This window comes from Pseudomonas sp. B15(2017) (assembly GCF_002113215.1).
GTDB lineage: Bacteria > Pseudomonadota > Gammaproteobacteria > Pseudomonadales > Pseudomonadaceae > Aquipseudomonas.
In genome coordinates this window covers 194,440-212,130 of the sequence record NZ_NEJZ01000009.1, presented here as the reverse complement: position 1 = coordinate 212,130, position 17,691 = coordinate 194,440, and the positions used below count along the sequence as shown (strand labels likewise).

Here is a 17,691-nt window from a genome sequence, read left to right as displayed (position 1 = left end):
TCGCGGGCAAGCTTGCTCCCACCAGGACTTTTGATCGTCTGCGGGAGCGAGTCTGCTCGCGATGGCTACCCTCGACTGCCTGCCAAACTGCTAAACTCCCGCGCCCCGATTCCCTCCAGCAAGGCGCCCGCATGTCTTCCTTGAACCTGGCGCTGCGCGCCGCACTCGATCAACGCCAGGATCTGCTCGCCGAGCTGCACCGCCAGGGCACCGACTGCTATCGGCTGTTCCACGGCAGCCAGGAAGGCGCCGGCGGCCTGACCATCGATCGCTACGGCCCGCAACTGATGGTGCAAAGTTTCCACCAGACGCTGGCGCGCGAAGACCTGCTGCAACTGCACGCCATGGTCAACCAGACCCTGGGACTGGAAACGCTGCTGGTCTACAACGACCGCTCCCGTGGCAACTCGCGGATCGACCGTGAAGACAGCGTCTACCGCGCCGAAGACGCGGCGCTGGTCGATCTGGTCGGCCACGAATGGGGCCTGAACTATCGTGTACGCGGACGCCATGCCGGGCAGGATCCGCTGCTGTTCCTCGACCTGCGCAACACCCGCGGCTGGGTCAAGGATCACGCCAAGGGCAAAAGCGTGCTCAACCTGTTCGCCTACACCTGCGGCGTCGGTCTCAGCGCAGCGGCCGGCGGTGCGCGCGAGGTGTGCAACCTGGATTTCGCCGAGGGCAATCTGGCGGTCGGCCGCGAGAACGGTCAGCTCAACCCGCACCTGCCGACCATGGAATTCATCCAGTCCGACTACTTCCCGGCGATCCGCCAACTGGCCGGCCTGCCGATCAGCCAGCGTCGCGGGCAGAAACTGCCGAGCTATCAACGCCTGGAACAGCGCCAGTACGATCTGGTGCTCCTCGACCCGCCCGCGTGGGCCAAGAGTGCGTTCGGCACCGTCGACCTGCTGCGTGATTATCAAAGCCTGCTCAAGCCCGCCCTGCTGACCACCGCCGAGCATGGCGTGCTGATCTGCTGCAACAATCTGGCGAAAGTCAGCATGGACGACTGGCGCGAACAAGTGCTGCGCTGCGCTGAAAAAGCCGGGCGGCCGGTGCGCGAATGGAGCGTGATGACCCCGGGCCGGGACTTCCCGTCGATGGATCAGCAGCCACCGCTGAAGACCCTGATTCTTCAGCTCTGATTGCTGCGAAGGAAATTTCCCACGGAAAAATCTGAACAATCCTGAGCATGGGCATTTGCTTCGGAACCGGAATCGCGTGCCATACTCCAAGGCACTCCGATTCAGACAGATGAAGCCGCACATGCCCAAAGGATTGATTCGCGCGATTGGCGCCCTGTTGACTGCTCTGGCCCTCTACAGCCTGCTGGGCTTCCTGATTTTGCCGGGCATTGCGCTCAGGGTGGTGAATCAGCAACTGGCCAACTACGCCACGGTGCCCGCGCATCTGCAGCGCATCGAGCTCAACCCGTTCAGTCTTGAGCTCACGCTATGGGGCCTGGTGATCGGCGAGCCGGGCAAGGAACAGGTCGGATTCGAACGTCTGTACGCCAACCTGCAACTCGACAGCCTGTGGACCAAAGCCCTGCATCTGTCGGACATCGAACTGGAAAAATCCAAGACCGAGATCCTGTTCGCCAAGGACGGCCAGCTCAATCTGCTGGGCCTGTTCAAGCTCCCGGCCAGCGAACCCGCCCCGGCCGATCCGGACGCCAAACCATTTCCGCTGCGCATCGACCGGATCCAGCTGGCCGGCGGCAACCTGCATTTCGTGGATGCACGCCCCAGCGAGCCGATCGAATTTCTTTACGACAAACTCGATTTCGAACTGAAAAACCTCAGCACTCTGCCCGAAGACAACGCCGACATGACCCTCGTCGCGATCGGACCGGCCGGTGGACAGATCGACTGGAAAGGCAACTTCAGCCTGGTTCCGATCGCCTCTGAAGGCACTCTCAAGATCACCGACGGCCAGATGAAAGCGTTCTGGCCTTACGTGCGCGACGCCGTGCCACTGGTGCTGGAAAACGGGGTGGTCAGCCTGAGCACCGATTACAAGCTCAACCTGTCCAAGGAAACCGAACTGCTGCTGAGCAACGTGGCGGTCAACATCGCGCCGTTCGCCATCAAGGCGCCGGACGGGCGTCAACTGGCGAAACTCGAGCGCCTCGACGTCAGCGACACCACCGTGGATCTGGCCAAACAGCAAGTGGTGGTCGGCAAGATCCGCAGTCAGAAACTGGAGACCTGGGCAGCGCTGGAAGCGGACGGACAGCTGGACTGGCAAAAACTGTTCGCCAGCCAGCCATCGAAACCCGCCGCCAAAGCTGCGGCAGAACCGAAAAGCGCTCCAGCGGCCGCCGACTCGCCGAAACCCGAGCCGACCGCGCCGAGCAAACCGTGGCAAGTGCTGCTCAAGGACGTGCAACTGCGTGACTATAAGGTGCATCTGGCCGATCGCTCGGCGAAGCCGGAAGTGACTCTGGATGTCACCCCGCTGAACGTCGATCTGCAGAATTTCGACAGCCTCAATGGCTCGCCCTTCAACCTCAGGCTCGACACCGGGCTGGGCAAGCAAGGCAAGATCAGCGCCGACGGCGTGGTCAATCTGGCCCCTGTCACCGCGCAGCTCAACGTGAAAACCCAGGACATCGACCTGCGGGTCGCGCAGTCCTACATCAACCCGTTCATTCGCCTCGAACTGCGCAGCGGCATGCTCGGCAGCGACCTGAAAGTGAACCTGAAAAGCACCGCCCCCCTGGCCCTCAGCGTCACCGGTCGTGCTCAGGTCGATCAGTTGCACACCCTCGACACCCTGAAAACCCGCGACTTCCTCAAGTGGCAGCAAGTGGTGGTCGAAGGCCTCAACTATCAGCACGGCGACAGCCTGTCGATCGACAGGATCAACCTGTTCCAGCCGTACGCACGGTTCATGATCAACGATGACCGCACCACCAACATCGACGACCTGCTGATCCCGCAGCCAGCCGATTCCGGGGCGAAGACCGCTGCGGCGAAACCGGCGAGCAATGACAAACCTCTGGGCATTCACATTGGTGGCATCGCGATCAATGACGGCTCGGCCAACTTCGCCGACTTCAGCCTGACCCCGAACTTTGCCACCGCAATCCAGCAGCTCAACGGCCAGATCGGCACCATCGACAGCCGTCAGGCGAAACCGGCCAGCGTCGACGTCAAGGGCAAGGTCGACCGCTATGCGCCGGTAACCATCAAGGGCGCGGTCAATCCGTTCGACCCGATGGCCAGCCTCGACATCGCCACCAGTTTCAAACGCGTCGAACTGACCACCCTGACCCCCTACTCCGGCAAGTTCGCCGGCTACCGGATCCGCAAGGGCCGGCTCAACCTCGACCTGCATTACCTGATCACCAAAGGCCAGCTCAAGGCCGAGAACAAAGTGGTGGTCGAACAGCTGCAACTCGGTGAGAAAGTCGACAGTCCGGATGCCGTGAGCCTGCCGCTGAAACTGGCGATCGCGCTGCTCAAGGATGTCGACGGCAAGATTTCCATCGAGCTGCCGGTGACCGGCGACCTGAACAATCCGCAATTCAGCGTGATGCCGATTGTCTGGCAGACCCTGCGCAACCTGATCGTCAAAGCCGCCGCCGCACCGTTCAAGCTGATTGGCGGTCTGGTCAGCGGTGGTGGTTCCGAAGACCTCGGCACCGTGTCCTTCGCACCGGGTTCCAGTGACCTGAGCAAAGACGCCGAAGCGGCGCTGGTGAAACTGTCGCAAGCGCTGAAAGAGCGTCCGGCCCTGCGTCTGGAAATCGAAGGCACCGCTGCGAAAAGCAGTGACGGCCCGTTACTCGCCGAACAGCGTCTGGAACGTGAATACCAGTACAACTACTACAAGATGCTCCAGCGCCGGGGCGACAAGGTGCCGGCTCAGGCTTCGCTGATCCAGGTACCGGATAACGAAAAAGGTCCGCTGCTCGAGGGCATCTACCGTACCCGTCTGAAAACCCAGCCACCGGCCGAATGGAAGGATCTTGGCAAGGAAGAACGCACGGCGAAAATGCGCGCCGACGTGATCAAGTTCTGGAGTTCCAGCGACGTGCTGTTGCGCCAGCTCGGTCAGGACCGGGCCAGCAGCATCAAGGATTACCTGGTGGACAAGGGCCAACTGGCCGACGATCGCGTGTATTTCATCGACGCCAATCTCGGCGAAGCGGAGAGCGACGGCCGCGTGGTGACACAAATGCATCTGGATGCCGAGTGATGAACGGCAAATGGTTGACGGCACTGGGGCTGGCGTTGATCGCCAGCCAGGCTGCGGCGTCCGATACCTTGCGCTGCGGCAGCCAGCTTGTAAGCCTCGGCGACCGCGCCAGCGAGGTGCTGCAAAAATGTGGAGAGCCGGTCAGTCGCGATCTGCTCGGCTACAAGCGCAGCGCCAACCGCCGGGAAGAGTTTCAGGTCGAGGAATGGACCTATGGCCCGAGCAACGGCATGTATCAGTACCTGCGCTTTGAAGGCAATCGTCTGAAACAGATCAACAGCAAACGCGGCAACTGACCTTCCACTTTTTCTGCCCCTGAAATAGAACAGGCCCCGACATGAATGCCGGGGCCTGTAATGGCCACAATCCGTGTGGCCGTTCGCATGAACTCTAAAGTGCGGCAGACGTATTGCTCGGCCCGCCTGTCGCGTCTTCTCCCGGTCCAGGCGAGAAGTCTTGCCTTACTCGGCTTTCAGGCCGTCAGCGGAGACCGCTTTAACGCCTTTGATTTTCTTGGCGATGGCAACGGCCATTTCTTTTTGCGAGTCGGTCACGGCAACCGTGGAGGACAGCGACACGACGCCTTTGTTGGTTTCTACTTTGATATCAGTGCCTGGAATACCTTTTTCGGTGACCAGATCCGCTTTTACTTTGGTCGTGATCCAGGTATCGGAAGTAGCTTCTTTCGCTTTGGTGACTTCACCGGCAGCCAGGGTCATCGGCGCCTGAGTGGTTTGAGTCGATTGAGCAAATGCACCGGAAGCCATGGTCAGGGTCAGCGCGGTAGCAGCAGCGGCAGTGATAGCGAACTTCTTCATACGAGTAACTCCTGTTTTTTCTGGAAAGTCTGCTGGTTGTCTTGTCAGCAGGGTTACTGGAGATATTGCGAACGCTGTGCCAACTTTGAAGTACAGAATAAAACTATATAAATCAAATAGTTATGAAATAAAGATTTTTTCGAAATCATGCATATTGCATGACTGGTGATTTAACTGCATGCAACTTGCAGACAATAGCTGGCGGCTTAAGACCATGAATCCAGTAGATATTTTCGTGCAAAGAAAAACCCCGCCGGTTTGGCGGGGCGTGATGTCACATTGATTGGATCAAGCTCCTGTGCATTGTTTAGGCAGGTATTCCTGCGCAGCAGTGCTGGTGCAAGTCCAACCTGTAGTCGCGTCACGGGTCAAGGTAATGGTCTTACTCAGCACGGGAGCCGGCGCGTTGATCAATGTGCACACAATTGTCCCGGCACCAGTTGATGCAGTACCAGTTACAGCCAACGTGCAGTTACTAGTGGCAGCAGCACCGCCAGGCCCGGTGTTTGCCGTAGTAGGTGCAGTACCGGCATTGATGACGTCCTCATACGGGACCTTCATCGCCGAGATTTCCGCCAGCCCCGCCGTTACCTTCGACCGCGCCTGATATTTGGAGTACTGCGGCAAGGCAATCGTCGCCAGAATCCCGATGATCGCCACAACGATCAGCAGCTCGATCAGAGTGAAACCTTGTTGTTTCTTCATAGACACGCTCCATGCATGAGTCGGAATCTCATGATCTGAACAGGTCTCAGCACAGCCCGTGCCAAGCGCTCGCAGCCCCCGCCCACGGGGCGCCATCCGGCTGACGTGCCGATTCCTACAACCCGAAACCGCACTATCTGACACTTTTTGTCACCTGCACCCCGCGTGTTTGGCGCTGTCACTTGACTAGGCTATAAGTCATGAACGGCAAGCACGTGGAAACCCCATGAATGACATCGCTCTGAGCGGTCTGGCCAAACAGCTGGTCAAGGCCGAATTGCTCACGGAAAAGAGTGCCCAGCAAGCCTGGCAACAGGCGCAGCGCAATCGGCTGTCGCTGGTCAGTTACCTGGTGCAGAACAAACTGGTGAAGAGCTGGCAGGTCGCCGAGATTGCCTCGGAGCATTTCGGCATGGCATTTCTCGACCTCAATTGCCTCGACAAGGAAACCCAGCCCAAGGGCCTGGTCAGTGAAAAACTGGTGCGCCAGCACCACGCCCTGCCCCTCTGGCGGCGCGGCAACAAACTGTTCGTGGGGATTTCCGACCCGAGCAATCATCAGGCGATCAATGACATTCAGTTCAGCACCGGGCTGAGCACCGAAGCCATTCTGGTCGAGGACGACAAGCTCACCGACGCTATCGAAAAGTTCTTCGACACCCACGCCACCGGCCTGGAGGAGATGGCCGATGTCGATCTCGACGGGCTGGACATCGAGTCGGTCGACGACAGCAAGCAGGACACGCTCGGCGGAATCGACGCGGACGATGCCCCGGTGGTGCGCTTCGTTCACAAGATGCTGCTCGATGCGATCAAGAGCGGCTCGTCCGACCTGCACTTCGAGCCTTACGAAAAGAACTACCGCGTGCGGGTGCGCACCGACGGCATTCTGCGGGAGGTGGCCAAGCCGCCGATTCAACTGGCCGGGCGCATTGCCGCACGCCTGAAAGTCATGGCCAGCCTGGACATTTCGGAACGGCGCAAACCCCAGGACGGGCGGATCAAGATGCGTCTGTCGAAGAGCAAATCGATCGATTTCCGGGTCAACACCCTGCCCACCCTATGGGGCGAGAAAGTGGTGATGCGGATCCTCGACCCGTCCAGCGCCCAGATCGGCATCGATGCCCTCGGCTACGAGCCGGAGCAGAAAGACCTGTACATGGCCGCCCTCAAGCAGCCGCAAGGCATGATTCTGGTGACCGGCCCCACGGGGTCGGGCAAGACCGTTTCGCTGTACACCGGGCTGAATATCCTCAATACCGTCGACATCAACATCTCCACTGCTGAAGACCCGGTGGAGATCAACATGGAAGGCATCAACCAGGTCAACGTCAACCCACGTCAGGGGATGGACTTTGCCCAAGCCCTGCGCTCGTTCCTGCGCCAGGACCCGGACGTGATCATGGTCGGCGAGATCCGCGACCTCGAGACCGCCGAAATTGCGATCAAGGCTGCCCAGACCGGGCACCTCGTGTTGTCCACCCTACACACCAACAGCGCGGCGGAAACGCTGACCCGCCTGCACAACATGGGCATTCCCGGCTTCAACATCGCAACGTCGGTGAGCCTGATCATTGCCCAGCGGCTGGCGCGAAAACTCTGCAGCCATTGCAAGAAACCCATCGAGATCCCCCGCGAGACACTGATCAAGGAAGGCTTCCCCGAGGAACGCGTCGGCCATTTCACGATCTATGAGCCCTCCGGTTGCGATCACTGCAACGGCGGGTACAAGGGTCGCGTGGGGATTTATGAAGTGGTGAAGAACACTCCCGAGCTGCAACGGCTGATCATGGCCGAAGGCAACTCACTGGAAATCGATACCCAGATGCGCCGGGACGGCTTCAACGACCTGCGCACCTCGGGCCTGATCAAGGCCATGCAAGGCATTACCAGCCTTGAAGAAATCAACCGGGTCACCAAGGACTGAACATGGCGGTCAAGGCAGCGAAAATCAGCGTCTACGCCTGGGAAGGCACGGACCGCAAAGGCAGCAAGGTGACCGGCGAGTTGAGCGGCCAGAACCCCGCACTGGTCAAGGCCCAATTGCGCAAGCAGGGCATCAACCCCGGCAAGGTGCGCAAGAAATCCGCCTCGCTGCTGAGCTTCGGCAAACGCATCAAGGCCCAGGACATTGCCCTGTTCACCCGGCAGATGGCGACCATGATGAAGGCCGGCGTACCACTGTTGCAGTCGTTCGACATCATTGGCGAAGGCTTCGAAAACCCGGCCATGCGCAAACTGGTGGACGAGGTGAAACAGGAGGTCGCCGCCGGTAACAGCTTTGCCGCCGCACTGCGCAGGAAGCCGCAACATTTCGACGAGTTGTACTGCAACCTGGTGGATGCCGGCGAGCAGTCCGGCGCCCTCGACACCCTGCTGGAACGGGTTGCGACCTACAAGGAAAAGAGCGAAAGCCTCAAGGCCAAGATCAAGAAGGCCATGACCTACCCCACGGCCGTAGTGCTGGTGGCGGCGGTGGTCACCGGGATTCTGCTGATCAAGGTGGTGCCTCAGTTTCAGTCGGTGTTCTCCGGCTTCGGTGCCGAGCTGCCGGCGTTCACGCTGATGGTCATCAGCCTGTCCGAATTCATGCAGCAATGGTGGTGGGCGATTCTCGGTTTGCTGGTGGCCGTTTTTTTCGGCACCCGCCATGCCCTGAAAAAATCCCAGGCCTTGCGCGACCGGCGCGACGCCTGGTTTCTCAAGCTGCCGCTGGTGGGCACCCTGATGTACAAGTCCGCCGTGGCGCGGTTCGCCCGGACCCTGTCGACCACCTTCGCGGCCGGCGTGCCGTTGGTGGAAGCGCTGGATTCGGTGGCCGGGGCCACCGGCAACGTGGTGTTCAAGCGCGCCGTGCTGCGCATCCGCCAGGACGTTTCCACCGGCATGCAACTGAATTTCTCGATGCGCGCCACCGGCATCTTTCCGAACATGGCGGTGCAGATGACCGCCATCGGCGAGGAATCCGGCGCACTGGACGAGATGCTCGACAAGGTCGCGGGCTTCTATGAGGACGAAGTGGACAATATGGTCGACAACCTCACCAGCCTGATGGAGCCGTTCATCATGGTGGTGCTGGGGGTGATCGTCGGCGGTCTGGTGGTGGCGATGTACCTGCCGATCTTCCAACTCGGCTCAGCGATCTGACATGCCTATCGACGAACTCTTCAGTCTGTATCCGCTGGCCTTTGTTTTCACCGCCTTGCTGCTCGGGCTGGTGGTCGGCAGTTTTCTCAACGTGTTGGTCTGGCGCCTGCCAAAAATGCTTGAACGCGAATGGCGCCAGCAGGCTCACGATGTTCTGGGACTGCCCGGCGAAACGTCGTTGCCCACCTACAATCTGATGCTGCCGCACTCGCAATGCCCCCATTGCGGCCACCGGATCCGCGCATGGGAAAACATTCCTGTATTGAGTTACGTGTTCCTGCGCGGGCGCTGCTCGAGTTGCAGCACACCGATCAGCAAGCGTTACCCGCTGACCGAACTGGCCTGCGGCCTGCTCTCGGCATTCATCGCCTGGCACCTGGATTTCGGCTGGCCGGCGTGCCTGCTGATCGTGCTGACCTGGGGCCTGTTGGCCATGAGCCTGATCGATATCGAGCACCAGTTGCTGCCTGACGTACTGGTGCTGCCACTGCTGTGGCTGGGGCTGATCGTCAACAGCTTCGAGCTGTTCGTATCGCTGCACGACGCACTCTGGGGGGCGGTGCTGGGCTATATGGCGCTGTGGTCGGTGTTCTGGCTGTTCAAGCTGATTACCGGCAAGGACGGCATCGGCCACGGCGATTTCAAGTTGCTGGCACTGCTCGGAGCGTGGGGCGGCTGGCAGATTCTGCCGCTGACCATCCTCCTGTCCTCACTAGTGGGCGCCGTGCTCGGGGTGATTTTGCTCAAACTGCGCGACCAGAAAACCTCGACCCCGATCCCCTTCGGCCCGTATCTGGCAATTGCCGGCTGGATTGCCTTGCTCTGGGGTGGTCAAATAACCGGCTTCTATTGGCAGTTTGTCGGTTTGAAATGAATAGCCCTGTGGAAAAACCCTGGATTCTCGGCCTGACCGGTGGCATCGGCAGCGGCAAAAGCGCCGCCGCCCAGCACTTCATCGATCTTGGTGTTCACGTGGTGGACGCCGATCACGCGGCGCGCTGGGTGGTCGAACCGGGCCGCCCGGCGTTGGCGAAGATCGCCGAGCACTTCGGCCCGGAGGTGTTGCAGGCCGACGGCACGCTGGATCGTGCGGCCCTGCGCAAATTGATTTTTGAAGTGCCGGAGCAACGACGCTGGCTCGAAGCCCTGCTGCATCCGCTGATCGCCGAGGAAATCGCCCATCATCTGGCGCAGGCACAATCGCCTTACTCGATTCTGGTCTCGCCGCTGCTGATCGAATCCGGGCAATACGCGATGACCCAGCGAATCCTGGTCATCGACGCCCCGCAACAATTGCAGATCGAACGGACCTTGCAGCGTGACCAGACCAGCGAACAGCAGGTCCAGGCGATCCTCAAGGCCCAATTAAGCCGCGAAGACCGCGTCAGCCGTGCCGATGACGTGGTGGTCAACGACCGCGACCTCGCCTGGCTGCACAGCGAGGTCGAGCGCCTGCATCACTTTTACCTGACTTTATCCGGAGGCCAATCATGAGCCAGACCCCAACCGTCAACTGCCCGACTTGCGGCGCGCCCGTGGAATTCACCCCGCAAAACCAATACCGTCCGTTCTGCTCGGACCGCTGCAAGCTGATCGACCTCGGCGCCTGGGCGTCGGAAGAACACAAGATTCCGGTGGCCCCGGATGCCGAGGACGAACTGTTTTCCGGCGATTTCGACCCGCGTCACTGATCCCGTTCAGGGCCGCATGAAGCCATAGTCCTGATCGTCGTCGAGGTTTTCCGCCAGAAAACGCAACTCGTCGGCCAGGTCTTCGGCGTTACGCACCGCCTTGCTCTGCTGCACCACCGCACTGAGCAAGGCGCGCAGGCTCAGGCCCGGATCGAACCCCACCTCCTGCGCCATCTCCAGACTCTGCCGGGTTTCCTGCCTCGCCCACTCGTACACGCTCATGCCGCTGCTCCTGAAGGAATTTGGCCGAGCATGAAATGCCGCGCACCGGGTGGATTTGATGTGGATCAAGACTTGGGATCGTCGTCCTTCCAGGGCGCCGAAAGGTAGCGGGTGCGGTTGAAGGTCTCCAGCCATTCCGGGCAGAACACCACCAGCGCGCTGACCACCATGCCGTTGATGAAGGCTTCGGGAAAAATCAGCAACCACAGGTAACCGATGAAGTCTTCCAGCCATTCGGGCATCGCAAACAGGCCGTCGTACCAGAGCAGCGTCAGGCTCAGCGACAGGCAGAACAACGCCGACAGCGCGGCGGCGAAAAAGCCGGAACAAAAGATGTACACGAACGGATTGCGCGGCTGGGCGCGCTCGACCAGGATCGCCACGCATTCGGTAATCAACACCGGGAGCAGAATCAGCAAGGCACCGTTGACCCCGACGGCCACCAGATCCTGACGCCCCAACAGCACCAGCCCCAGCTGCGCCACCAGTGCCCCGACAATTGCCAGCGGCCAGTCCAGCAGCAGCGTCACTGCCGTCATGCCAATGAAGTGGTAAGACACGCCGGTATCGAAATCCCTGCGCACCAGCCACAGCAGAAACAACGCGAACACCGTACCGAACAGCAAATGCTGACGTCGGTTGTCACTGAACAACTCGACCCACGGTGCGCGTGCAATCGCCCAGAGCAGCACCGGCAGGTAAATCAGCCATCCCAGCAGCAGGCTCGCAGACGACAGCAGCTCGGCGCCGATCATGGGCGAGCCTGCTCCAGTGCCTCACGCAGTTCAGCCGCCTGGGTGTATTCATGCCGGGCCAGCAAGCGTCCGTCCTTGAGTTGCAACCAGAGCACCGCGCCTTCAGCCCCGGGGTAGCGCGAGGCCACGCGACTTTCGCGATCAAGCAACACTCGATAGCTGTAGTCACGCATGGCCGGAACGGCGAACATCTTCGCGATCAGCGCCGGCATGCGCTGGATATCGGCGACAAACACCGCATGCCGCGCTTCCAGATAGCCCTTGGGCTGATCGGCCATGGCTTGCTTGAGCAGTTTCGCGCCGTCCATGTCCCGCGCCACCAACAGCGTCGTAGTGCGGTTATCGAGAGTAAACGGCTGATCGTACTGATCCAGCAACGTCCAGGGTGCCAGTCGCTCACCGATTTCCAGCGCATGGGCCCACAACGGAACGACAGCGAACAACAACAGCCAGCGAAATTTCACATTCAGCCCCTTTCATTCGACGTTGATAAACGGAGCCATCAGTCTACACCGCCCCTACCGAGTGCCCACTGATGCACTTTGCTGCGCGAACGCTTTCTGCTTGTCGCAATTGAACGCTAAGCTTGGGCTTATGGATGACTCAGATTATTTACGCCTGCTGACCATCGCGGCCGAGCAAGCCAACGCTTTCCTGTCCAATGCCCGCAAATGGGAGCGTGAGCGTTGGGTCTGCCAGCGCCTGCTGCAAGGCTTGAACATTCCCTATCGCGCAGACGAGTTCGCGCCTGCCGGGGAACCGCCGGACGTTTTGTTTCGCGACGCCAACTTCGAGGTATTTTTCGTCCTCGACGAGGGCCGTCGGCTCAACGACGAATGGCGCGATGAGCTGCAACGTCGGCGCAGTGCGTTTTCCCTCAGCCAACTGGTGCGGCGTGAAGCCAAGCCGCGGCGGATTCCGGCCAATGAATTTCTGCTGAGACTGGCGCCGACCTTGCGCAAGAAAGCGCACAACTACAAGGAACGCGGCATGGACCTGGGCGAGCTGGACATCATTGCCTTCGCCAGCCTCAAACGCGAAGTGCTCGACCTGAACAGCCACTTTCCGCCGCCCACCGAATATTTGCGTCAGGGCTGGCGCTCGCTGTCGCTGGTCGGGCCGACATTTGCCCGGGTGCTGTTCGCCCACCCCGATGCCCCGGATTTTCTGCGCGGTAACCTGGGGCGCAGCATCGTGTTCGATGTCGGGATCAGCCTGTGACGCCACTTCAACAATTGATTGCCGATGTCCCGCAGACCGGTTGCGTGCGCTGGATTGGCGTGCGCCCCGAGTCACGGGGGCCGATGCTCGCACTCGATGCGGTGGAGGCGCGGCTTGAAGCCGGGCTCACTGGCGATCACGCTCGTCCCGGGGTGCGCAATGCGCGGCAGGTGACGCTGATTCAGTGGGAGCATCTGGCCGTGATCAGCGCCCTGATGGGCCGGTCGGCCGAACAACCGGTCACGCCTGAAGATCTGCGGCGCAATCTCGTTATAAGCGGGATCAACCTGTTCAGCCTCAAGGGGCGGCGCTTTCGCATCGGTCAGGCGATTTTCGAAACCACGGGCTGGTGCCAGCCGTGCGCGCGCCTGCAGAACAACCTCGGCCCGGGGACGTTCCAGGCCGTGCGCGGGCATGGCGGAATCACCGCGCGAGTGTTACAAAGCGGGATCATTCGCCTCGGGGACGGTGTGTCTGTCGAACCGGTTCCGGACAGTGGCTATGCTGCGTTCAATCCCGGTTGAAAACCGCTGTAGCGTGTTCTCATTCAGTAACGTCTACCTGACGAGGCCTTTATGACCAGCCGCCTGAACCCCGAAGACCAGAAGCATGTCGAAGAGTACCTGCAGTTGTCCCAACACCGTGTCGAGCGCCGGCCATTCCGGCCATGGATGCTCCTGGTGCTGGTGCTGGCAGTGACCATTGGTCTGGGCCTGTTGAGCCGATTTATCAGTTACCTGACGCTATGAGCAGCATCGCGCTCGCTCGGGTAACCGCACCGATTTCCTTTAAAAACCTTGCGAGCTATCCCCATGTCCCATCGTATTGTCATTGTCGGCGGCGGCGCCGGCGGTCTGGAGTTGGCTACCCGTCTGGGTAAGACTCTGGGCAAACGCGGCACTGCCAGCATCATGCTGGTCGACGCGAACCTCACGCACATCTGGAAACCGCTGCTGCACGAAGTGGCCGCCGGATCGCTGAACTCTTCCGAAGACGAACTCAACTATGTCGCCCAGGCCAAATGGAACCACTTCGAGTTCCAGCTGGGGCGCATGAGCGGGCTTGACCGTGAGCAGAAAAAGATCCAGCTCGCTGCCACGTACGACGAAAACGGCGTGGAACTGGTACCGGCGCGGGAAGTGCCGTATGACTCGCTGGTGATTTCGGTCGGCAGCACCACCAACGATTTCGGCACCCAGGGCGCTGCGCAACACTGCCTGTTCCTCGACACCCGCAAACAGGCCGAGCGTTTCCATCAGCAACTGCTCAATCACTATCTGCGTGCCCACGCCGGGCAGACCGATACGGTCCAGCAGATCAGCGTGGCCATCGTCGGCGCGGGCGCCACGGGCGTCGAACTGGCGGCCGAACTGCACAACGCTGCCCATGAACTGGCGGCTTATGGTCTTGACCGGATCAAACCGGAAAACATGCACATCACCCTGATCGAAGCCGGGCCGCGGGTGCTGCCAGCGTTGCCGGAGCGCATCAGTGGGCCGGTGCACAAGACTCTGGAGAAACTCGGGGTCAACGTGATGACCAACGCTTCGGTCAGCCAGGTCACTGCCGACAGCCTGATCACCGCCGATGGCAACGAGATCAAGGCGAGCCTGAAAGTCTGGGCCGCCGGGATCCGCGCACCGGGTTTCCTCAAGGACATCGACGGCCTGGAAACCAACCGCATCAATCAGCTGCAAGTGCTGCCGACACTGCAAACCACCCGTGACGAAAACATTTTCGCCTTCGGTGACTGCGCCGCCTGTCCGCAACCAGGCTCGGATCGCAACGTTCCGCCACGGGCCCAGGCTGCGCATCAACAGGCGTCGCTGTTGGCCAAATCGCTGAAACTGCGCATCGAAGGCAAGACCCTGCCGGAGTATAAGTACACCGACTACGGCTCGCTGATTTCGCTGTCGCGTTTTTCGGCTGTGGGTAACTTGATGGGCAACCTGACCGGCAGCGTAATGCTCGAAGGCTGGCTGGCGCGGATGTTTTACGTGTCGCTGTACCGCATGCACCAGATGGCGCTGTACGGGCCGTTCCGCACGGCGATGCTGATGCTGGGCAGCAAGATCGGACGCGGCACCGAGCCGCGCCTGAAGCTGCACTGATGTAAAAACACCGCGGGGGCTGACTCGCTCCCGCGGTGTTTTGTCTTTTACTGTATCTGCCCCCGCTTTCCCCACCTTCGCTTACAAACGCCCCGCTCCTCGACACAGACGCGATACACCGCCATCGCCTAATGGCCACACCCGAGCACACCTGCTCCGGCTTGATCGCCCTTAACGTGTGGTTGCGCTGTGCAACCGAAGGAGAATGCAATGTCCCGTACTTCGAAAATCGGCAAAAACTCCCTTGGCCTGGTCGGTGCCGTACTGGCCGGCGGCCTGATGCTGTCCGGCTCGGTGTTCGCTGCGCAACCGCTGGCTCAGGGCTACATGGTCGCCTCGGCCGAGACCTCGGTGAAAACCCCGGAAGGCAAATGCGGTGAAGGCAAATGCGGCGATGCGTCGATGGCCAAGACCGACACCGATGGCGACGGCAAGGTTTCGCGCGCCGAGTTCCTGAAAGTCGCGCCGAAGTCCGACTTCGACAAGATCGACACCAACCACGACGGCTTCATCGACGAGCAAGAGGCGTACAACAACGTCAAAGCCAACTTCGAAGCCAATGGCAAGAAAATGCCGAAAGGTCTGTTCGAACATCTGAAAGACCAGGACGGTGCCTGATTTTTCGAGTGCCCGACAAATCAAAGCCGCGCTTTCTCTGACGAGAAGCGCGGCTTTTTCACACCTGCATGATTACAACTGGAAGCGTCGCACCATGCCCTGCAACGCATTGGCCAGTTGCGACAGCTCATGGCTCGACGCGTTGGTTTGATCGGCGCCAGCCGCCGAACGCACCGACAGATCGCGAATGTTCACCAGATTGCGGTCCACTTCCCGCGCCACCTGCGCCTGTTCTTCAGCGGCGCTGGCGATCACCAGATTGCGCTCGTGGATTTCGTGTACCGAGGCGGTGATCGTCTGCAACGCTTGACCGGCCCGCTCGGCCAGCACCAGCGTGGTGGCAGCGCGCGAGGCACTGGCCTTCATTGACTCCAGCGCCAGGCTCGAGCCATTACGCATGCCCTGCACCATCTGCTCGATTTCCTGGGTCGATTGCTGAGTGCGATAAGCCAGCGCCCGGACTTCGTCGGCGACCACCGCAAACCCGCGCCCGCTCTCCCCGGCCCGCGCTGCTTCGATGGCGGCGTTGAGCGCCAGCAGGTTGGTCTGTTCGGCGATCGCCCGGATCACGTCCAGCACTTTGCCGATGTTCTGAGACTGATTGGCCAGTGATTGCACCAGCTCGCCAGTGTGTTCGACTTCGCTGGCCAAGGCGTTGATGGCGCCAGCAGTTTCACTGACCCGCTCCTGACCCAACTGCGCCGATTCGCTGGACTGACGGGTGGCGTCGGAGGTCGACACCGCATTGCGGGCAACTTCCTCGACCGCCGTGGTCATCTCGTTGACGGCGGTGGCGGCCTGTTCGATTTCGTTGTTCTGCTGTTGCAACCCTTGCGTGCTGTCATGGGTGACCGCGCTCAGTTCGTCGGAAGCTGTCGCCAATTGCGTGGCCGAACCGCTGATGCCCTGCAGGGTTTCGCGCAGGTTCTGCTGCATGGTCGCCAACGCCTTGAGCAGACGGCTGACTTCATCGTTACCGTGGGTTTCGATCGGACGGGTCAGATCGCCTCTGGCGACGTGTTCAGCAGCGTCGACAGCGGAGCTCAGGGGGTGAACGATACTGCGGGTGAGCAACATGGCCAGGGCGACGGTGGCCAATGCCGCCAGAGCGATGAATAAGCTCACGATGGTGCGCGAGGTTTCGTAGTGGGCGGCAGAGTTCTGGCTTTCGGCAGCGACCTGCCGGGTGAACAGGTCTGCCAGGTCATTAAGTTGTTTGCCAGAGCCGTCGACCACGGTTTTCATGTCGACCAGCAGCAACTTGGTCAGCTCATCGCGCTTGCCTTGCTCGGCCAGCGTGAACGACTGGGCGATCCCGGCACGGTAGGCGGCGAAGGTTTTCTTGAACTGATCGTATAACTGCTGGCCTTCCGGAGTAGTCACCAGTCGGTCGTAAGCGGCGATTTTCTCGCTCAGTTCCTTGTCGCGGGTGTCCATCTGGCTGCGGTACGTGGCGATGTTGGCCGGATCCTGATCCAGCGCCATGCGCAGAGAAATGGTGCGAATGCGCAACATGATCTCGCGAATCTCGTCGCCACCACGAATGCTCGGCAGCCACTGCGTCTCCACTGCCACTTCGCTGTCGCGGATGCTCGACATCTGCCCCAGCGCAAACACCCCGAGCAACGCCACCAGCACCGCGATCAGGGCAAAGCCCAGGGCGGCACGGGGAGCAATATTCAACTGACGAAGCAACATGACGAACGCCCTTTTTCTTGTCTTGGCCGGATTCAAGGGACGATCAATGGCAGCCCCCTTTTGTTAGCGGGCTATCGGCAAGTTGTACGATGACTTGAATGAAACATTTCCGGAGGCCAAAAAAAATCCCCGTATCTTTCGATACGAGGATTTTCAATATGGTCGGGGTAGGGGGATTCGAACTCCCGACATCCTGCTCCCAAAGCAGGCGCGCTACCGGACTGCGCTATACCCCGGTAAAAAAAAGGCGACCTTTCAAAGATCGCCTTCTTCGATCAGCGCTTTTGGCCTCTGATCTTAAGATTCGATCCCAGCGCAAACTGGTTTCAAAAATGGTGGGTCGTGTGGGATTCGAACCTACGACCAATTGGTTAAAAGCCAACTGCTCTACCAACTGAGCTAACGACCCAAAAATGGTCGGGGTAAGGGGATTCGAACTCCTGACATCCTGCTCCCAAAGCAGGCGCGCTACCGGACTGCGCTATACCCCGGTTTG

At 60.3% G+C, this 17,691-nt stretch carries 19 protein-coding genes and 3 tRNA genes; 13 read left to right on the top strand and 9 right to left on the bottom strand.

Annotated features, from left to right (window positions below):
* Positions 1–131 precede the first annotated feature (131 nt).
* The 3 genes from CAF73_RS15600 (at position 132) to CAF73_RS15590 (ending at position 4,505) form a co-directional block, all read left to right on the top strand.
* Complete coding sequence (locus CAF73_RS15600; RefSeq protein WP_085703181.1) at positions 132–1,148, top strand: class I SAM-dependent rRNA methyltransferase; 1,017 nt, start codon at positions 132–134, stop codon at positions 1,146–1,148.
* Between the two features lie 109 nt (positions 1,149–1,257).
* Complete coding sequence (locus CAF73_RS15595; RefSeq protein WP_085703180.1) at positions 1,258–4,209, top strand: DUF748 domain-containing protein; 2,952 nt, start codon at positions 1,258–1,260, stop codon at positions 4,207–4,209.
* A complete protein-coding gene (locus tag CAF73_RS15590; protein ID WP_085697504.1) occupies positions 4,209–4,505 on the top strand; it encodes a DUF2845 domain-containing protein in 297 nt (98 codons plus the stop codon). The genes CAF73_RS15595 and CAF73_RS15590 overlap by 1 nt, the downstream gene beginning before the upstream one ends.
* Before the next feature lie 165 nt (positions 4,506–4,670).
* On the opposite strand, the gene CAF73_RS15585 is transcribed toward CAF73_RS15590, so the two are convergent.
* Both CAF73_RS15585 and CAF73_RS15580 read right to left on the bottom strand, forming a co-directional pair.
* Positions 4,671–5,027: a BON domain-containing protein gene (locus CAF73_RS15585; protein ID WP_085697505.1), complete on the bottom strand. Its 357-nt coding sequence runs from the start codon at positions 5,025–5,027 to the stop codon at positions 4,671–4,673.
* 288 nt (positions 5,028–5,315) lie between these two features.
* Positions 5,316–5,732 (bottom strand): pilin, encoded by a 417-nt coding sequence (locus CAF73_RS15580; protein ID WP_085703179.1) that lies wholly within the window; start codon positions 5,730–5,732, stop codon positions 5,316–5,318.
* 226 nt (positions 5,733–5,958) lie between these two features.
* Between CAF73_RS15580 and pilB the strand changes: the two genes are divergently transcribed.
* From pilB to yacG, 5 genes are read left to right on the top strand one after another with little or no spacing between them, the layout of a single operon-like run.
* Positions 5,959–7,659 (top strand): type IV-A pilus assembly ATPase PilB, encoded by a 1,701-nt coding sequence (pilB, locus tag CAF73_RS15575; protein WP_085697507.1) that lies wholly within the window; start codon positions 5,959–5,961, stop codon positions 7,657–7,659.
* A gap of 2 nt (positions 7,660–7,661) precedes the next feature.
* Positions 7,662–8,879 (top strand): type II secretion system F family protein, encoded by a 1,218-nt coding sequence (locus tag CAF73_RS15570; protein ID WP_085703178.1) that lies wholly within the window; start codon positions 7,662–7,664, stop codon positions 8,877–8,879.
* A gap of 1 nt (position 8,880) precedes the next feature.
* Positions 8,881–9,753 (top strand): A24 family peptidase, encoded by an 873-nt coding sequence (locus CAF73_RS15565; RefSeq protein ID WP_085703177.1) that lies wholly within the window; start codon positions 8,881–8,883, stop codon positions 9,751–9,753.
* Complete coding sequence (gene coaE, locus CAF73_RS15560; protein WP_085703176.1) at positions 9,750–10,373, top strand: dephospho-CoA kinase; 624 nt, start codon at positions 9,750–9,752, stop codon at positions 10,371–10,373. Before CAF73_RS15565 ends, coaE begins: the two co-directional genes overlap by 4 nt.
* Entirely contained in the window at positions 10,370–10,570 is a 201-nt protein-coding gene (gene yacG, locus CAF73_RS15555; RefSeq protein ID WP_085703175.1) for a DNA gyrase inhibitor YacG, read from the top strand. Before coaE ends, yacG begins: the two co-directional genes overlap by 4 nt.
* A 6-nt stretch (positions 10,571–10,576) precedes the next feature.
* On the opposite strand, the gene CAF73_RS15550 is transcribed toward yacG, so the two are convergent.
* From CAF73_RS15550 to CAF73_RS15540, 3 genes are all read right to left on the bottom strand, one after another.
* Positions 10,577–10,792 carry a hypothetical protein gene (locus CAF73_RS15550; RefSeq protein ID WP_007959584.1) on the bottom strand — a complete coding sequence of 72 codons (216 nt, stop codon included), beginning with the start codon at positions 10,790–10,792 and terminating at the stop codon, positions 10,577–10,579.
* Positions 10,793–10,857: 65 nt separating this feature from the next.
* The gene (locus tag CAF73_RS15545; protein ID WP_085703174.1) at positions 10,858–11,547 is read right to left on the bottom strand and encodes an energy-coupling factor ABC transporter permease; all 690 of its coding nucleotides are present in this window, start codon (positions 11,545–11,547) and stop codon (positions 10,858–10,860) included.
* The gene (locus CAF73_RS15540; RefSeq protein WP_085697513.1) at positions 11,544–12,011 is read right to left on the bottom strand and encodes an FAD/FMN-containing dehydrogenase; all 468 of its coding nucleotides are present in this window, start codon (positions 12,009–12,011) and stop codon (positions 11,544–11,546) included. Before CAF73_RS15540 ends, CAF73_RS15545 begins: the two co-directional genes overlap by 4 nt.
* Before the next feature lie 130 nt (positions 12,012–12,141).
* Between CAF73_RS15540 and CAF73_RS15535 the strand changes: the two genes are divergently transcribed.
* The 5 genes from CAF73_RS15535 (at position 12,142) to CAF73_RS15515 (ending at position 15,497) form a co-directional block, all read left to right on the top strand.
* Positions 12,142–12,768 (top strand): DUF1780 domain-containing protein, encoded by a 627-nt coding sequence (locus CAF73_RS15535; protein WP_007959580.1) that lies wholly within the window; start codon positions 12,142–12,144, stop codon positions 12,766–12,768.
* A complete protein-coding gene (locus tag CAF73_RS15530) occupies positions 12,765–13,292 on the top strand; it encodes an MOSC domain-containing protein (protein WP_085703173.1) in 528 nt (175 codons plus the stop codon). The genes CAF73_RS15535 and CAF73_RS15530 overlap by 4 nt, the downstream gene beginning before the upstream one ends.
* A gap of 51 nt (positions 13,293–13,343) precedes the next feature.
* Positions 13,344–13,517 carry a DUF3094 domain-containing protein gene (locus CAF73_RS15525; protein ID WP_007909875.1) on the top strand — a complete coding sequence of 58 codons (174 nt, stop codon included), beginning with the start codon at positions 13,344–13,346 and terminating at the stop codon, positions 13,515–13,517.
* Positions 13,518–13,580: 63 nt separating this feature from the next.
* Complete coding sequence (locus tag CAF73_RS15520) at positions 13,581–14,879, top strand: NAD(P)/FAD-dependent oxidoreductase (RefSeq protein ID WP_085703172.1); 1,299 nt, start codon at positions 13,581–13,583, stop codon at positions 14,877–14,879.
* A gap of 210 nt (positions 14,880–15,089) precedes the next feature.
* Complete coding sequence (locus tag CAF73_RS15515) at positions 15,090–15,497, top strand: hypothetical protein (RefSeq protein WP_007959573.1); 408 nt, start codon at positions 15,090–15,092, stop codon at positions 15,495–15,497.
* A 72-nt stretch (positions 15,498–15,569) separates the two neighbouring features.
* On the opposite strand, the gene CAF73_RS15510 is transcribed toward CAF73_RS15515, so the two are convergent.
* The 4 genes from CAF73_RS15510 to CAF73_RS15495 form a co-directional block, all read right to left on the bottom strand.
* A complete protein-coding gene (locus CAF73_RS15510) occupies positions 15,570–17,195 on the bottom strand; it encodes a methyl-accepting chemotaxis protein (RefSeq protein ID WP_085703171.1) in 1,626 nt (541 codons plus the stop codon).
* Positions 17,196–17,354: 159 nt separating this feature from the next.
* Positions 17,355–17,431: transfer RNA gene (locus CAF73_RS15505), tRNA-Pro, on the bottom strand.
* Positions 17,432–17,528: 97 nt separating this feature from the next.
* Positions 17,529–17,604, bottom strand: a tRNA-Lys gene (locus CAF73_RS15500).
* A 5-nt stretch (positions 17,605–17,609) separates the two neighbouring features.
* Positions 17,610–17,686: transfer RNA gene (locus CAF73_RS15495), tRNA-Pro, on the bottom strand.
* Between the last annotated feature and the right edge of the window lie 5 nt (positions 17,687–17,691).

Bases quoted from the DNA above. Each gene is read 5' to 3' on its own strand.
- coaE (WP_085703176.1), top strand. From the start codon at position 9,750: ATGAATAGCCCTGTGGAAAAACCCTGGATTCTCGGCCTGACCGGTGGC.
- CAF73_RS15545 (WP_085703174.1), bottom strand. From the start codon at position 11,547: ATGATCGGCGCCGAGCTGCTGTCGTCTGCGAGCCTGCTGCTGGGATGG.
- CAF73_RS15570 (WP_085703178.1), top strand. From the start codon at position 7,662: ATGGCGGTCAAGGCAGCGAAAATCAGCGTCTACGCCTGGGAAGGCACG.
- pilB (WP_085697507.1), top strand. From the start codon at position 5,959: ATGAATGACATCGCTCTGAGCGGTCTGGCCAAACAGCTGGTCAAGGCC.
- yacG (WP_085703175.1), top strand. From the start codon at position 10,370: ATGAGCCAGACCCCAACCGTCAACTGCCCGACTTGCGGCGCGCCCGTG.
- CAF73_RS15550 (WP_007959584.1), bottom strand. From the start codon at position 10,792: ATGAGCGTGTACGAGTGGGCGAGGCAGGAAACCCGGCAGAGTCTGGAG.
- CAF73_RS15565 (WP_085703177.1), top strand. From the start codon at position 8,881: ATGCCTATCGACGAACTCTTCAGTCTGTATCCGCTGGCCTTTGTTTTC.
- CAF73_RS15580 (WP_085703179.1), bottom strand. From the start codon at position 5,732: ATGAAGAAACAACAAGGTTTCACTCTGATCGAGCTGCTGATCGTTGTG.
- CAF73_RS15510 (WP_085703171.1), bottom strand. From the start codon at position 17,195: ATGTTGCTTCGTCAGTTGAATATTGCTCCCCGTGCCGCCCTGGGCTTT.
- CAF73_RS15595 (WP_085703180.1), top strand. From the start codon at position 1,258: ATGAAGCCGCACATGCCCAAAGGATTGATTCGCGCGATTGGCGCCCTG.
- CAF73_RS15600 (WP_085703181.1), top strand. From the start codon at position 132: ATGTCTTCCTTGAACCTGGCGCTGCGCGCCGCACTCGATCAACGCCAG.
- CAF73_RS15585 (WP_085697505.1), bottom strand. From the start codon at position 5,027: ATGAAGAAGTTCGCTATCACTGCCGCTGCTGCTACCGCGCTGACCCTG.
- CAF73_RS15520 (WP_085703172.1), top strand. From the start codon at position 13,581: ATGTCCCATCGTATTGTCATTGTCGGCGGCGGCGCCGGCGGTCTGGAG.
- CAF73_RS15515 (WP_007959573.1), top strand. From the start codon at position 15,090: ATGTCCCGTACTTCGAAAATCGGCAAAAACTCCCTTGGCCTGGTCGGT.
- CAF73_RS15525 (WP_007909875.1), top strand. From the start codon at position 13,344: ATGACCAGCCGCCTGAACCCCGAAGACCAGAAGCATGTCGAAGAGTAC.
- CAF73_RS15535 (WP_007959580.1), top strand. From the start codon at position 12,142: ATGGATGACTCAGATTATTTACGCCTGCTGACCATCGCGGCCGAGCAA.
- CAF73_RS15590 (WP_085697504.1), top strand. From the start codon at position 4,209: ATGAACGGCAAATGGTTGACGGCACTGGGGCTGGCGTTGATCGCCAGC.